The 14,674-nt window shown below is 68.3% G+C and carries 16 protein-coding genes; 12 read left to right on the forward strand and 4 right to left on the reverse strand.

Going from position 1 to position 14,674, the window contains the following annotated elements:
• Positions 1-10 precede the first annotated feature (10 nt).
• Positions 11-2,509, forward strand: coding sequence for a [protein-PII] uridylyltransferase (locus ACZ5IQ_RS11780; protein ID WP_464481298.1), 2,499 nt, complete (start codon positions 11-13; stop codon positions 2,507-2,509).
• Here ACZ5IQ_RS11780 and ACZ5IQ_RS11785 read toward each other — a convergent pair.
• Complete coding sequence (locus ACZ5IQ_RS11785) at positions 2,490-3,935, reverse strand: FAD-dependent monooxygenase (protein WP_464481299.1); 1,446 nt, start codon at positions 3,933-3,935, stop codon at positions 2,490-2,492. The two genes, ACZ5IQ_RS11780 and ACZ5IQ_RS11785, sit on opposite strands and share 20 nt — an antisense overlap.
• 133 nt (positions 3,936-4,068) lie before the next feature.
• On the opposite strand from ACZ5IQ_RS11785, the gene ffh reads away from it, so the two are divergent.
• Together ffh and ACZ5IQ_RS11795 are read left to right on the forward strand one after the other, a co-directional pair.
• Positions 4,069-5,646 carry a signal recognition particle protein gene (gene ffh, locus ACZ5IQ_RS11790; protein WP_318985977.1) on the forward strand — a complete coding sequence of 526 codons (1,578 nt, stop codon included), beginning with the start codon at positions 4,069-4,071 and terminating at the stop codon, positions 5,644-5,646.
• A 5-nt stretch (positions 5,647-5,651) separates the two neighbouring features.
• On the forward strand, positions 5,652-6,719 hold the full coding sequence (locus ACZ5IQ_RS11795) for an amidohydrolase family protein (protein ID WP_212811895.1): 1,068 nt from the start codon (positions 5,652-5,654) through the stop codon (positions 6,717-6,719).
• A gap of 1 nt (position 6,720) precedes the next feature.
• On the opposite strand, the gene ACZ5IQ_RS11800 is transcribed toward ACZ5IQ_RS11795, so the two are convergent.
• Both ACZ5IQ_RS11800 and ACZ5IQ_RS11805 read right to left on the reverse strand, forming a co-directional pair.
• Positions 6,721-7,554: a D-alanyl-D-alanine carboxypeptidase family protein gene (locus ACZ5IQ_RS11800; RefSeq protein WP_212811894.1), complete on the reverse strand. Its 834-nt coding sequence runs from the start codon at positions 7,552-7,554 to the stop codon at positions 6,721-6,723.
• 74 nt (positions 7,555-7,628) lie between these two features.
• Positions 7,629-8,507 carry a D-alanyl-D-alanine carboxypeptidase family protein gene (locus tag ACZ5IQ_RS11805; protein WP_212811893.1) on the reverse strand — a complete coding sequence of 293 codons (879 nt, stop codon included), beginning with the start codon at positions 8,505-8,507 and terminating at the stop codon, positions 7,629-7,631.
• Between the two features lie 36 nt (positions 8,508-8,543).
• Here ACZ5IQ_RS11805 and ACZ5IQ_RS11810 point away from each other — a divergent pair, with 36 nt between their 5' ends.
• The 5 genes from ACZ5IQ_RS11810 (at position 8,544) to trmD (ending at position 11,089) form a co-directional block, all read left to right on the forward strand.
• The gene (locus ACZ5IQ_RS11810) at positions 8,544-8,975 is read left to right on the forward strand and encodes a nuclear transport factor 2 family protein (protein ID WP_064979066.1); all 432 of its coding nucleotides are present in this window, start codon (positions 8,544-8,546) and stop codon (positions 8,973-8,975) included.
• A gap of 176 nt (positions 8,976-9,151) precedes the next feature.
• The gene (rpsP, locus tag ACZ5IQ_RS11815) at positions 9,152-9,622 is read left to right on the forward strand and encodes a 30S ribosomal protein S16 (RefSeq protein WP_029105754.1); all 471 of its coding nucleotides are present in this window, start codon (positions 9,152-9,154) and stop codon (positions 9,620-9,622) included.
• Positions 9,619-9,861, forward strand: coding sequence for an RNA-binding protein (locus ACZ5IQ_RS11820; protein WP_003881089.1), 243 nt, complete (start codon positions 9,619-9,621; stop codon positions 9,859-9,861). The genes rpsP and ACZ5IQ_RS11820 overlap by 4 nt, the downstream gene beginning before the upstream one ends.
• A 2-nt stretch (positions 9,862-9,863) precedes the next feature.
• Positions 9,864-10,394 carry a ribosome maturation factor RimM gene (gene rimM, locus ACZ5IQ_RS11825; RefSeq protein ID WP_212811892.1) on the forward strand — a complete coding sequence of 177 codons (531 nt, stop codon included), beginning with the start codon at positions 9,864-9,866 and terminating at the stop codon, positions 10,392-10,394.
• 5 nt (positions 10,395-10,399) lie between these two features.
• Positions 10,400-11,089, forward strand: coding sequence for a tRNA (guanosine(37)-N1)-methyltransferase TrmD (gene trmD / locus ACZ5IQ_RS11830; RefSeq protein WP_212811891.1), 690 nt, complete (start codon positions 10,400-10,402; stop codon positions 11,087-11,089).
• Positions 11,090-11,094: 5 nt separating this feature from the next.
• On the opposite strand, the gene ACZ5IQ_RS11835 is transcribed toward trmD, so the two are convergent.
• Positions 11,095-12,015 (reverse strand): serine hydrolase, encoded by a 921-nt coding sequence (locus ACZ5IQ_RS11835; protein WP_212811890.1) that lies wholly within the window; start codon positions 12,013-12,015, stop codon positions 11,095-11,097.
• A gap of 316 nt (positions 12,016-12,331) precedes the next feature.
• Here ACZ5IQ_RS11835 and rplS point away from each other — a divergent pair, with 316 nt between their 5' ends.
• The 4 genes from rplS to ACZ5IQ_RS11855 all read left to right on the forward strand — a co-directional run bounded on the left by rplS (position 12,332) and on the right by ACZ5IQ_RS11855 (position 14,674).
• Positions 12,332-12,673 carry a 50S ribosomal protein L19 gene (gene rplS, locus ACZ5IQ_RS11840; protein WP_020103768.1) on the forward strand — a complete coding sequence of 114 codons (342 nt, stop codon included), beginning with the start codon at positions 12,332-12,334 and terminating at the stop codon, positions 12,671-12,673.
• Positions 12,674-12,716: 43 nt separating this feature from the next.
• Positions 12,717-13,583 (forward strand): signal peptidase I, encoded by an 867-nt coding sequence (gene lepB / locus ACZ5IQ_RS11845; RefSeq protein WP_464481300.1) that lies wholly within the window; start codon positions 12,717-12,719, stop codon positions 13,581-13,583.
• 9 nt (positions 13,584-13,592) lie between these two features.
• Positions 13,593-14,276 carry a ribonuclease HII gene (locus ACZ5IQ_RS11850; protein WP_212811888.1) on the forward strand — a complete coding sequence of 228 codons (684 nt, stop codon included), beginning with the start codon at positions 13,593-13,595 and terminating at the stop codon, positions 14,274-14,276.
• A gap of 92 nt (positions 14,277-14,368) precedes the next feature.
• Positions 14,369-14,674, forward strand: a complete 306-nt coding sequence (locus tag ACZ5IQ_RS11855) for a DUF2469 domain-containing protein (RefSeq protein WP_003893809.1) — start codon at positions 14,369-14,371, stop codon at positions 14,672-14,674.

Consider the following 14,674-nt stretch of genomic DNA (forward strand, 5'->3'; position numbering starts at 1 on the left):
TGACCACCAGATGACAATGCAGACACCAGATTCCGCTGCCGGAGCCGACGATCCTTCGGTTTCGTCTGCTTCGGCACCGGGATCAACCCGTCCGGCCAGCGACCTGAGTGCTGCTGTCGAGCAGTTGCTCAACGGCGGCGCACGCCGCCTCGATTCGGTGGCGTTGCGCGAGGCGCTGGTTGATCTGTACGAATTCTGGCTTGCCGCAAAGGCAACCGAGATCGGTATCACCGAGACCAGTGGCTTCTCCATAGTGGCGACCGGTGGTCTCGGGCGCCGGGAGATGCTGCCGTACTCGGACCTGGATTTGATGCTGTTGCACGACGACCTGCCGCAGGCCGCTGTCACGGAGGTCGCCGAGGCGCTCTGGTACCCGTTGTGGGACGCCAACATTCACCTCGACCACAGCGTCCGGACGGTGCCGCAGGCACTCAAGACCGCGGCCGGCGACGTCTCCGCCGGGCTGGCCATGCTCGACGCCCGGCACATCGCGGGCGATTCGGATCTGTCGTCCCTGTTGGTCGGCGGCGCCCGGCGGCAATGGCGGACCGGGATCACCTCCCGCTTCACCGAATTGATCGAACACGCCGCGGCGCGGTGGGAACGTTCCGGTCAGATCGCGCACCGCGCCGAACCGGATCTGAAGAACGGCCGCGGTGGGCTGCGCGACGTGCAGCTGCTCAACGCACTGGCCATGGCGCAGTTGGCCGACGTCTACCCGAGCCGGTCCGTGGCGTCGCCCATCGGCACGCTGGGCGACGCGCATCTCGCACTGCTCAACGTGCGCACCGAGCTCCACCGCGTCTCGCACAAGGGCCGTGAGATGGTGCTGGCCCAGTACGCCGACGAGGTCGGCGCCGCACTGGGCATCGGTGACCGCTTCGACCTGGCCCGCATGATCAGCGATGCCGCCCGCACCATCAGCTTCTACGTGGACGCCGGCGTGCGGACCGCGGGGAATGCCTTGCCGCGCAGAGGCTTTGCGGCACTCAAACGACCCGTCCGGCGGCCGCTGGACGAGGGTGTACTGGAATTCGGCGGCGAGGTCATCCTGGCCCGCGACGCCAAACCGCAGCGCGACCCGGGCCTGATCCTGCGCGTGGCCGCCGCGGCAGCCACCAACGGACTGCCCATCGCGGGATCGACCTTGGCGCGGCTGGCCGAATCGGCGCCCGAATTGCGGGCGCCGTGGCCGAAAGAAGCGCTCAACGACCTGCTCGTGATGCTGGCCGCCGGGCCGGGTGCGGTGGCCACCGTGGAGGCCCTGGACCGGACCGGGCTGTGGGGCCGGTTGTTCCCGGAGTGGGGCGCGATCCGCGACCTGCCGCCACGTGATGTCGTGCACATCTGGACCGTCGACCGGCATCTGATCGAAACCGTCTCCCGGGCAAGCGCTTTCACCACCCGCGTGGACCGGCCCGATCTGCTGGTGCTGGGTGCGCTGCTGCATGACATCGGCAAGGGCCGGGGCGGCGACCACAGTGTGATCGGAGCCGAACTGGCCAATCAGATCGGCATCCGGCTGGGCTTGTGGCCGGCCGATATCGAGGTGCTGGTCAAGATGGTGCGCTACCACCTGCTGCTGCCGGAGACCGCGACGCGTCGAGATCTGCAGGACCCCAACACCATTGCATCGGTGGTCGACGCACTGGGTGGCGATGGGCTGCTGCTGGAGCTGCTGCACGCGCTGGCCGAGGCGGATTCGCTCGCCACGGGTCCCGGCGTGTGGGGTGACTGGAAGGCCTCCCTGATCGGCGATCTGGTCCGGCGGTGCCGGCTGATGATGGCGGGGGAGGACCTGCCGCACCCCGATCCCATTGATCCGCAACTGCTTTCGCGCGCCAGTCAGAGCGGTGTCCACGTCGAACTCACCGCGGCGGACAGTGCGCACCTGTTCAACGTCACGATGCTCGCCCCGGATCGGCGCGGTCTGCTGTCGAAAGCGGCCGGGGTGCTGGCCCTGCACTCGCTGCGGGTGCATTCGGCGTCGGTCAACAGCCATGAGGGACTGGCGATCAACACCTTCGTGGTGTCACCACACTTCGGCTCCCCGCCGGCCGCGGAACTGCTGCGTCAGCAGTTCATCCTGGCGCTCGACGGCGATCTCGACGTGATCGCCGCGCTCGAGCAGCGGGACGAGGAAACTCCGGCCCCGACCCGGCGCGCCGGCGAGGTTCCGGCGGCCGTGCCCGGCTACCACACGGTCGCGCCGCCCCGCGTGCGGTGGTTCGAGGGGTCCTCGGACGACGAGTTGGTCGTGCAGATCCGTAGCGCCGACCGGCCCGGCCTGCTCGCCCGCCTGGCCGCTGTGGTCGAGCGCAAGGGCGCAGATGTGGCCTGGGCCAAGGTGACGACGCTGGGCGCCACCGTCGTCGACGCGTTCGGTCTGGTGGTGCCGGAGGACTTCACGGCCACCGAGGCCCGGGCAGCGTTCGAACAGGATCTGTATGCGGTGTTGCCCGCGCCCGCGCCGGTCAAGCCTGCCGTGATCACTGCCGAGGTGAGTTAGCGAGTTCCGCGCTGCCGCACCACTTCCGGACGGCGGCCGGGGCGTCGGTGGCCTCGCCGGCCCACGCGACGTAACCGTCGGGCCGGATCAGCACGGCGGGCGGCAATTGGTCATCGCCGGTGACCGCGCAGGTGACGTCGGTGCGGTCGAGCGTCAGACCGCCCTTGGTCAGCAGTAGGAATCGGCCGTCACGTAGCAGTTCGTAGACCCGGGTGCCCGCGCACGCGATGTCGGGCATGCGGCGCCCGACCAAACGGTGATCGTCGCGCTTGCGGGGATAACTGATGGCGATTCCGCTGAGGCGGCCGCCCATGGCACGCCTGGTGGGCCCGGTGCTCAGGAGCGCGGTGATCGCGATGCGCCGCAGGAGTCGCCGCGGCAGGCTGCGGCCCAGGACGAGCTGATTGAACGCATCGGTCAGTTTGAGCACGTTGGCGCCGACGGCATGGCGTTCACTCTGGTAGCTGTCCAGGAGCCAGGCCGGTGCGGTGCCCTTGACGGCCGACGCCAGCTTCCAGCCCAGGTTCATCGCATCCTGGATGCCGGTGTTCATGCCTTGTGCGCCCAGCGGCGAGTGGACGTGCGCCGCATCGCCGGCGATGAAGCAGCGGCCGACGCGGTAGCGGTCGGCCTGGCGTCGCTCGGACAGGAACCGGGTGCTCCAGCGCATCTCGCTGACGCCGAAGTCCGTTTTCACGATGCGGCGCAGTGAGCCCGTGATCTCGGAAAGCGGTACCGGTTCGCCGAGCGGCACGTCTTCCCGGGTGCGGTCCCACGCGATGGCGCGGAACCAGCCGTCGCCGAACGGGACCAGCAGCACGACGCCGTCGGGACTGTTCGCGGCAGCCAGCCCGCCGGCCGGCGGGCTCGTCAGCTGGACGTCTGCCAGCAGGATGTGGGTCTGGTACTGCTTGCCGGCGAACCCGATGCCCAGCATCGTGCGCACCGCGCTGTGGGCACCGTCGCAGCCCGCGAGGTAGCCGGCGCGCACCGTGCTGTGGTCGGCGAGGCGCACGGTGACGCCGTCCTTGTCCTGCGTCAGACCCGCAACTTCGGCGCCGTAACGGATTTCGACGCCGAGTTCGATGGCGCGTGCGGTCAGCACCCGTTCGGTCAGGCTCTGCGGTGCCATCAGCACCATGGGGTAGCGGGTGGGCAATTCCCGCAGGTTGATCGCGGCGCCCGGGACGGGGCTCACGCTCTGGACGGGGAGCCCGCGCTGCACGAGTTCGTCGGCCAGGCCGCGGGCGTCCAGCAGTTCCAGCGTCCGCGCATGCACGCCGAAGGCCCGGGTGATGTTCGGGATGTCACGGCGTCGTTCGAGCAACTGAACCGCGACGCCGCGCATCGCCAGTTCGCACGCCAACGCCAGACCCGTCGGGCCGGCACCGACAACGACGACGTCAGCGCTGTTCATGGTGGTCATCTCAGGCTCCTCGTTAATTCATCAAGCAATGAATTCATCATGTGATGAAATACTGCGCGCCCGGGTATCGCCGTGTCAAGGGGACGGTGGTGCCGAAGTACCGGCGACGGGCGCTGCAGTTAGGCTTAACCCCGTGTTTGAATCCCTGTCCGACCGGTTGACCGGTGCGCTGTCGGGTCTGCGCGGCAAGGGCCGGCTGACCGACGCCGATATCGACGCCACCGCCCGCGAAATCCGCCTGGCCCTGCTCGAGGCCGACGTGTCGTTGCCGGTCACGCGCGAGTTCATCGGCCGGATCAAGGAACGCGCCAAGGGCGCCGAGGTCTCCGGTGCGCTGAACCCGGCGCAGCAGGTCGTCAAGATCGTCAACGAGGAGCTCATCGGCATCCTCGGTGGGGAGACGCGCCAGCTGGCGTTCGCCAAGACCCCGCCGACGGTCATCATGCTCGCCGGTCTGCAGGGTTCCGGTAAGACGACCCTCGCCGGCAAGCTGTCGAAATGGCTCAAGGATCAAGGACATACGCCGCTGCTGGTCGCGTGTGACCTGCAGCGCCCCGGCGCCGTCAACCAGCTGCAGATCGTCGGTGAGCGGGCCGGCGTCAGCGTCTTCGCACCGCACCCGGGAGTCTCGCCCGACGGCGTGACCATCGACCAGATGACCACCGGCGACCCGGTGTCGGTCGCCGCCGCGGGTCTGGCCGAGGCCAGGGCCAAGCACTTCGACGTCGTGATCGTCGACACCGCCGGCCGCCTCGGTATCGACGAGGAACTGATGGCCCAGGCCGCCGCGATCCGCGACGCCGTCAAGCCTGACGAGACCCTGTTCGTCCTCGACGCCATGATCGGTCAGGACGCCGTCACCACCGCCAACGCCTTCCGCGAGGGCGTCGGGTTCACCGGTGTCGTGCTGACCAAGCTCGACGGCGACGCCCGTGGTGGTGCCGCGCTGTCCGTGCGCGAGGTCACCGGCGCGCCGATCCTGTTCGCGTCGGCCGGCGAGAAGCTCGAGGACTTCGACGTCTTCCACCCGGACCGCATGGCGTCCCGCATCCTGGGCATGGGCGACGTCCTCACCCTGATCGAGCAGGCCGAGCAGGTCTTCGACCAGAAGAAGGCCGAAGAGGCCGCCGCCAAGATCGGCTCCGGTGAACTGACGCTCGAGGACTTCCTCGAGCAGATGCTGATGATCCGCAAGATGGGTCCCATCGGGAACCTGCTGGGCATGCTGCCCGGTGCCGGTCAGATGAAGGACGCCCTGGCGGCCGTCGACGACAGCCACCTGGACCGCATCCAGGCCATCATCCGCGGCATGACCCCCGCCGAGCGGTCCGACCCGAAGATCATCAACGCCTCCCGGCGCCTGCGCATCGCCAATGGATCCGGTGTCACGGTGGCCGAGGTCAATCAGCTGGTCGACCGCTTCTTCGAGGCCCGCAAGATGATGTCGCAGATGGCCGGCCAAATGGGAATGCCGTTCGGCCGCAAGAGCTCTCGCAAGGCCGCCAAGGGCAAGAACAAGCAGGCCGGCAAGGGCCGCAAGGGCGGACGCGGCCCGACGGCGCCGAAGGCGGCCGCCAACCCGTTCGGTCTGGACCCGAGCGCGCTGCCGGGCGGTTTCCCGGACCTGTCGAACATGCCGCAGGGGCTCAACGAGTTGCCGCCGGGCCTCGCCGACTTCGACCTGTCACAGCTGAAGTTCCCGAAGAAGTAGCCGCCGTGCGGGCGCTGCACATTCGCGGTCGGGGACTGCCCGACGGCGACGAGGTGCAGTGGTGGATACATCAGGGCGTGCTCTCGGCCGAGCCGATCGCGAACGCCGACACCATCTTCGACGGTGGCTGGATCATCCCCGGGCTGGTCGACGCGCACTGCCACGTCGGCATCGGTCCGGGTGGCCCCGTCGAACTCGACGAGGCCGAGCGCCAGGCCGAGACCGAGCGCCAGGCCGGTGCGCTGCTGCTGCGCGACGCCGGGTCTCCGGTCGACACCCGCGACTTCGACGACCGCGACGACCTGCCGCGGATCATCCGCGCGGGACGGCATCTGGCCCGGCCCAAGCGCTACCTGCCCGGGTTGCCGATCGACATCGAGGACGAATCGCAGCTGCCGCAGTACGTCGCCGAGCAGGCCCGGCGCGGTGACGGCTGGGTGAAGCTGGTCGGCGACTGGATCGATCGGGGAGTGGGCGACCTGGCGCCGCTGTGGTCCGACGACATCCTCAAAGAAGCCATCGACGCCGCCCACGCCAACGGTGCGCGCGTCACGGCGCATGTGTTCGGTGAGGAAGCGTTGCCGGGGCTGATCAACGCCGGTATCGACTGCATCGAGCACGGCACCGGGATCACCGACGACATCATCGAGCTGATGCTGGCCCACGGCACGGCGCTGGTGCCGACCCTGATCAACATCGAGAACTTCCCCGGGATCGCGGAGAAGGCGACCAAATTCCCGGCATACGCCAAACACATGCGCGATCTCTACGCGACGTGCCCGCAGCGCGTCGGCGCCGCGCACGAGGCCGGCGTACCCATCTACGCGGGCACCGACGCCGGCGGGATGATCGCCCACGGCCGCATCGCCGACGAGGTCGCCGCCCTGGGCCGGGTGGGCCTGAGCCCGACGGACGCGTTGGGCGCGGCAAGCTGGAACGCACGAAAGTGGTTGCAGCGCACCGGCTTGGAGCACGGCGCCTCGGCCGATCTCGTCTGCTACGCCGACGATCCGCGACTCCCGGGCGTCCTCGACCATCCCGACCTGGTGATCTTGCGCGGCCGGGTCTACTGACTCAGGTGTAGTGGCTGAAGCCCCAGTCGAACAACTGTCTCGCCTGCGGGTAGAGATTGCCGGTGCCGTACATCTGCACCACGACCAACCGGTGGTTCCCGCGCTGCGCGGCGCCGACGTACGTCTTGCGGGCCCGGTCCGTGTAGCCCGTCTTGCCGGCGAAATCGCCGGGGTACCCCGTCAACAGCTCGTTCTGACTGGTCAGGGTCTTGCCGGGAAACTGCGCCGACGTCTGCCGGAAAATCTCGGCGATCACCGGGTAGGTCAGCGCCGCCCGGTAGATCACCCCGAGGTCGCGCGGCGTGGTCAGCGATTCCCAGCCGGGACCGTCGAGTCCGGACGGTGAGCCGGCGCGGGTGCTGCGGGCGCCGAGCGCCGCGGCCTTGCGATTCATGGCCGCCACCGTGACGCGCTGGCCGCCGAGCATGTCGGCCAGCATGTTCGCGGCGTCGTTGCCCGACACCATGAGCAGGGCATCGAGGAGCTGGCGGACCGAGTACACCTGGCCGGGTTTGAGCCCGACGCACGAGCACTCGACCTTGGTGTGCGACTCGTTGGCCCGTCCCAGCGCGTCCGGGCGCAGGTTGTCCAGGACGACCATGGCCAACAGCGGCTTGATGGTGCTGGCCGGCGCGTACGAGCCGCCCGGATCCTGCGACGCCAGCACCTGGCCGGTATCGAGGTCGGCGACCAGCCAGGCTTTGGCCGGGCCGTTGGCGAATGCCTGTGCGCCCGTGGGTTGCCCGGTGGGTTCGGCCGTCGCGGACGGTGTGGCGATCGGCGTCACCAGTAGTGTGCCGAGGGCCAGCGCGGTCGCCGTGAACAGTTTGCGCACGAGCGCCGACGCTACGGAACCCAGGCTGCGATCAGCTCGCGCCGAGATTCCGGTCGGGTCTCGGTTGGTTCGGTCTACAGCGAGCCGACGCTGACCGAGCGGTCCTGCGCGAAGCCCCAATCGAGCAACTGCGAGGCCTGATCCCAGTAGGTCGGCCCGCCCTCGCGCACCATGCCGTACATCATCGCGATGACCAAGCGGCGGCCGCCGCGGTCGGCGGCGCCCACGTAGGTCTTCTTGGCGGCGTTGGTGAACCCGGTCTTGCCGCCGATGGCGCCCGGATACCGCTGCAGCAGCTGGTTCTCGTTGACGATCTGCTCGTTGCCGTTCTTGCCGGGGAACGTCGCGGCGGGCTGCGCGGTGATCTGCGCGAAGTACGGATTGGCCATCGCGGCCCGGAAGATGATGGCCAGGTCCCGGGGAGTGGTCCAGCCCGAACCGCCCGCGCCGTCGAGGCCCGACGGGGTGGCGGCGTGGGTGTCGACGGCGCCGATGGCGGCGGCCTTGGCGTTCATCTTCGCGACGGCGACGTCGTAGCCGCCGATCATGTCGGCCAGGGCGTTGGCGGCGTCGTTGCCCGAGGCGAGCAGCACCGCGTCCAGCAGTTGGCGCGCGGTGTACACGTGGCCGGGGACGATACCGGCGCAGTTGCACTCCACCTGGGTGTCGGCGACGGTGCCGGCCACGGTCGCGTCCAGGTTCGGCAGTTCACTGAGCGCGGTCAGCGCCAGCAGCGTCTTGATGGTGCTGGCGGGCGGATGCCGCAGGTCGATGTCCTGTCCGGCGAGAATCTGGCCCGAGTCCATGTCGGCGACGATCCACGCCGGGGCCGGCCCTGCCGGGATCTGTACCGTGCCGACCGGCTGGATGTCGGGGTCAGCGGCCGCAACCGGCGGCGCGCCGAGGAATACGAGCGTCAGGGTCGCCATGACGGCGGTTGCGAACCTTCCCATGGAGCCAGCAGCCTACTGGTGGTGTTCAATCGGTTCATGCTGAGTCTGGAAGAGATCTCGGACCGTCTGGAAATCCAACAGCTGTTGATCGCGTACTCGACGGCCATCGATACCCGCCAATTCGATGATCTGGCAAAGGTTTTCACGCCGGATGCCTACATCGACTACCGCGCGATGGGCGGCATCGACGGGCATTTCCCCGAGGTCAAGGAATGGCTGGCGCAGGTGCTGCCGAATTTCCCGGCCTATGCGCACATGCTCGGCAACTTCGACGTCACCATCACCGGCGACACCGCGAAGTCACGCACCATCTGTTTCAACCCGATGGTGCTGCCCGCGGCGGACGCCGACGCACAGCCCCAGGTGCTGTTCTGCGGCCTCTGGTACGAGGACGAGTTCGTCCGCACCGCCGAGGGCTGGCGTATGACCCGCCGCGTCGAGACTAAGTGTTTCGACCGGGTGGTCTGAGTCGCCGTTCACGGGATTTGGGCCGGTCGCGGCTGCTCTGGCAGAATGGTCGGCTGTCTGTCCGCGACCCGTTCAATGCGCCGCGCGGCGGTCACACACGTGAGGCAAGACCGGACCGGGCAATCCGCCCGAGTCGCTGAATTGCAGCGTGGCAATCATCAGGAGAAGTGCAGAACATGGCTGTCAAGATCAAGCTCACCCGGCTTGGCAAGATCCGCAACCCCCAGTACCGCATCATCGTCGCCGACGCGCGCACCCGCCGCGACGGCCGCGCCATCGAGGTCATCGGCCGGTACCACCCGAAGGAAGAGCCGAGCCTGATCGAGATCGATTCGGAGCGCGCGCAGTACTGGCTGGGCGTCGGCGCACAGCCGACCGAGCCGGTCGCCGCCCTGCTGAAGATCACGGGTGACTGGCAGAAGTTCAAGGGCCTGCCGGGCGCCGAGGGCACCCTGAAGGTCAAGGAGCCCAAGCCGTCCAAGCTGGACCTGTTCAACGCCGCGCTGGCGAACGCCGACGCCGCCCCCGGTGGCGAGGCCGTCACGCTGAAGAAGCGCAAGGACAAGAAGGAAGAAGCGGCTGAGGCTGCCGCCGAGACCGAGGCTGCCGAGGCCACTGAGGCCGAGGCCGAAGCGCCCGCCGAATGAGCAGCGTCGTCGTCGACGCCGTAGAGCACCTGGTCCGCGGGATCGTCGACAACCCCGACGATGTCCGGGTCGACATGGTGACCAGCCGCCGCGGTCGTACCGTCGAGGTGCACGTGCACCCCGATGACCTGGGCAAGGTCATCGGGCGCGGCGGCCGCACGGCCACCGCGCTGCGGACACTGGTCGCCGGCATCGGCGGCCGGGGCATCCGCGTCGACGTGGTGGACACCGACCAGTAAATATGGACCTCGTGGTCGGCCGCGTCGTCAAGGCGCACGGCATCAGCGGCGAGGTTGTCGTCGAAGTACGTACCGATGATCCCGGCGAGCGTTTCTCGCCGGGATCATCGCTGCGTGGCAAGCCCGGTGCGCGTAGCATCGAGCGCGCCGAACGTACCTATGTGATCGACGCCGTTCGTGAGCACGGCGGGCGGCTGCTGGTGAGGCTGGCCGGTGTGAACGATCGCAATGCGGCAGATGCGTTGCGCGGCACGCTGTTCCTGGTGGACTCCGCCAGCCTGCCGCCCATCGACGAGCCCGACGAGTTCTACGATCACCAGCTCGAGGGCCTCAAGGTCCGCACCGTCGACGGTGTCGACGTGGGTGTGGTGACCGAGGTGCTGCACACCCCGGGCGGCGAATTGCTGTCCATCCGAACGGAATCCGGTGCCGAGGTGCTGGTGCCGTTCGTCACCGCGATGGTGCCGACGGTGTCGCTGGCCGACGGTCTGGTGGAGATCGATCCGCCCGACGGCCTGCTCGAGTTGGATTGATACCCATGCGGATCGACGTCGTCACCATCTTCCCGGCGTATCTCGACGCGCTGCAGCAGTCCCTGCCGGGCAAGGCGATCGCCAACGGCACCGTCCAACTCGGTGTGCACGACCTGCGGAACTGGACGCATGACGTCCACAAGTCGGTCGACGATTCGCCGTACGGCGGCGGGCCCGGCATGGTGATGAAGGCGCCGGTCTGGGGTGCCGCCCTCGACGAAATCTGCACGCCGGAAACGGTTTTGGTGGTCCCGACGCCGGCGGGCCGGCTGTTCACACAGGAACACGCGCACCGCTGGACCGGCGAGAAGCACCTGGTGTTCGCGTGCGGCCGCTACGAGGGCATCGACCAGCGGGTCGCCGACGACGCCGCCCGGCGCATGCGGGTCGAAGAGGTTTCGATCGGTGACTACGTGCTGCCCGGCGGTGAGTCCGCGGCGCTGGTCATGATCGAGGCCGTGGTGCGGTTGCTGCCCGACGTCCTGGGCAATCCGGCGTCACACCAGGATGATTCGCATTCGGCGCACGTCGGGGGAGTGCTGGAGGGGCCGAGTTACACGCGGCCGCCGGTCTGGCGTGACCTCGAGGTGCCCCCGGTGCTGTTGTCGGGCGACCACGCCAAGGTCGCCGCCTGGCGCCGCGAACAGGGTCTGCAGCGGACGCGCGAGCGCCGGCCGGACCTGTTGCCCGACTAGCCCGGCTAGTTGATCCGCCCGCCCGGGAACATCGTCTTCACGGCGTTGGTGATGGTCGCGCGTGCCGTGGCGTCATCGGTGGGCTGCAGTGAGCCGATCGCCATGACGTAGCGCCGGTCGGCGCCGATCACGCCGGTGGACATGTGCATCCAGTTGTTGCCGCCCCAATCCGGCATCCAGCCCTGCTTCACCGCGACCGGTTCGCCGTACAGACCGTCCGGGATGCCGAAGCGCTGCGGGTAGCCGTCGGCGCCGGTGGGCGTGGACGCGGCCAGGTTGGCCAGGATGATGCTGGCCCGCTCGGGCGGGAGCCCGCCGGAGCCGTTCAGCAACTGGTCGTAGTAGTGCACCAGGTCGGTGGTGGTGCTCATGGTGTTCCACCACTTGCCGTCGTAGGGCACCGAGGTCCCGGTCAGCCCGTAGCGGGCCGCGACGCGGCTGACGACGCTGTTGCCGCCGCTGCGATTCCAGAACACCTCCGCCGCGGAGTCGTCCGACGAGCGCAGCATGGTGTCCAGCGACTGACGGTCGGCCGCGGTGAGCTCGATCTGGCCCTTCGCCTCCTGCAGCAGCAGATCGTCGGCGATGAACAACTTGGCCACCGACGCGATGGGCATGGCGGACTTGTTGCCGGCGGCGATCAGCTGGCCGGTGTTGCGATCGAGAACCGCGGCGCTCATCGACGCGCCGGCCGCCGCCGCATCACTGGTGGCGGTCCGTTCGCGGGCATCGAGGCCCGCCAGGGCAGCGGCGGGCTCGGTGGCCGGGGCCTCCGGCATCTCCAGGGCGGTGACGACCGGTACGACGGTCAGCGCGATCCGGTTCGGCGGCGGCGCCCCGTAGACCTTGGCCTCGCAACCAGCTGTGAGCATCACCGTTGCCGCGGCAGCGGTGATGGTCAGCAGCTTCACGTGCTGCGGGCGCATGGGTCTCCTCAGATCACGGTGGATAAAAATCTGATTGATCAGCGTAACCGGTAAACGTGTGTTGGGTGTGACGACTGTGACGGTGCCGCGTGTGATGTCGGCTGCACCGGCCCGGCGGGGGTCACGATTTCGTCACCCGGCGGCTGTCTGGCACAATTGAGCAGTTGTCTGCGCTGGGCGCGGGGTCGGCGTCTGTTTCGGATGTGTCCCCGCCCGCTACGGCATCCGACCAACGTCCGTAAAGAGAATGGCTTTTCCGTCGCGCCGCATGGTGTCCGGCGGCTGTAGCCCGCGAGTTAGCAAGGAAGTGTCACCGATGAAAACGCTGGACTTCGTCGACCAGGCGTCGCTGCGCGACGACATCCCGGCCTTCAACCCCGGCGACACCCTCAATGTGCACGTCAAGGTCATCGAGGGCAACAAGCACCGCATCCAGGTGTTCAAGGGCGTCGTGATCCGTCGTCAGGGTGGCGGCATCGGTGAGACCTTCACCGTCCGCAAGGAGAGCTACGGCGTCGGCGTCGAGCGGACCTTCCCGGTGCACTCGCCGAACATCGACCACATCGACGTCGTCACCCGCGGTGACGTCCGTCGCGCCAAGCTGTACTACCTGCGCGAGCTCCGTGGCAAGAAGGCCAAGATCAAGGAAAAGCGCTGAGCTTGTTCGGCGACTCTTCCGCCGAGCTGATTAGCCTGGTGCCGTGACCGGCCCAAGCGAAGACAGCACCACTCCGGACAGTCCGGCGACGGACGACGCCGACACGACAGCGACCGCCGACTCGGTCAAGGCAGACGAGGCCCGCAAGGCCGAAGATGCCGACGAGAAGCCGAAGTCGAAGCTGGCCGCGCTGCGTGAGGGCGTCGTCCTCGTCGTCACTGCGGTGCTGCTGTACTACCTCGTGCTGACGTTCGTCGCGCGGCCGTACCTGATTCCGTCGGAATCCATGGAGCCCACGCTGCACGGCTGCAGCGGCTGCGTCGGCGACCGCATCATGGTGGACAAGCTGACCTACCGGTTCAGCTCGCCGGAGCCGGGCGACGTGGTGGTCTTCAAGGGCCCGCCGAACTGGAACATCAGCTACAAGTCGATCCGTTCGGACAACCCGACGATGCGCTGGATTCAGAACGCGCTCTCGGTCGTCGGCTTCGTGCCGCCCGATGAGAACGATCTGGTGAAGCGCGTCATCGCCGTGGGTGGTCAGACCGTGCAGTGCCGCAACTCGACGGGACTGACGGTCGACGGCAAGAAGCTCAAGGAGCCGTACCTGGACCCGGCGACCATGATGGTCGACCCGGCGACAAATCCGTGCCTGGGCAACGAGTTCGGCCCGGTGAAGGTGCCGGACGGTCGGCTCTGGGTGATGGGCGACAACCGCACCCACTCGGCGGACTCGCGCGCGCACTGCACGAACACACCGGCGGACGCCATCAACGCGCTGATGTGCACCGGTGACCCGACCGCGGGCACCGTGCCGGTCGCCAACGTGATCGGCAAGGCCCGGTTCATCGCGTGGCCGCCGTCGCGCTGGGGTGGTGTCGTCACGGTCAATCCGCAGACCGGTCAATAAGGTTCTTCGGTGTCCGTTTGGCCGCCTCGCACGGTGATCCGCAAGTCCGCGGGCCTGCGCACGCTGGAGTCGGCGCTGTACCGCGGTGGCCTCGGTCCGGTGGCCGGGGTCGACGAGGTCGGCCGTGGGGCCTGCGCCGGTCCGCTCGTCGTGGCGGCCTGCGTGCTGGGCCCGAATCGGCTGGAAAGCCTGGCCGCCCTTGATGATTCGAAGAAGCTGAACGAAGCCGAACGGGAACGGCTGTTCCCGTTGATCCGGCGTTACGCGCTCGCGTACCACGTGGTGTTCATCCCGTCGGTCGAGGTCGACCGGCGCGGGGTGCACATCGCCAACATCGAGGGCATGCGCCGCGCGGTTGCGGGCCTGTCCGTGCGGCCGGGGTACGTGCTGTCCGACGGGTTCCGGGTGCCGGGCCTGTCGGTGCCGTCGCTGCCGGTGGTCAGCGGGGACGCCGCGGCGGCCTGTATTGCCGCCGCCAGCGTGCTGGCCAAGGTGAGCCGCGACCGCCTGATGGTCGAGATGGACACCGTGCACCCGGGCTACGGGTTTGCGGTACACAAGGGGTACAGCACCGCTGCCCACACCGCGGCGCTGGCCGAACTGGGGCCCTGCCCCGAACACCGGTTCTCGTTCGCCAATGTGCGCAAGCTCGCTGCCAACCCGGCGATAGGGCAGCGCTGCCGATCCGGGTAGGGGAAAATGGGAACCGGCCGCCGATCCGAACAAGACATGGCCCTGCAACACCGAGTAAACCGAAGGACCGCTGAACTGATGAGTCTGTGCCGATGAGTGCCGAGGATCTCGAGAAGTATGAAACCGAGATGGAGCTCTCGCTGTACCGCGAGTACAAGGACATCGTCGGGCAGTTCAGTTACGTCGTCGAGACGGAGCGGCGGTTCTATCTGGCCAACAGCGTCGAGCTGATCCCGCGCAACGCCGACGGAGAGGTCTACTTCGAGCTGCGTCTGGCCGACGCCTGGGTCTGGGACATGTACCGGCCGGCGCGGTTCGTCAAGCAGGTCCGGGTCATCACCTTCAAAGATGTCAACATCGAAGAGGTCGAGAAGCCCGAGCTGCGCCTGCCCGAATAG

This window comes from Mycobacterium toneyamaense (genome assembly GCF_055384815.1).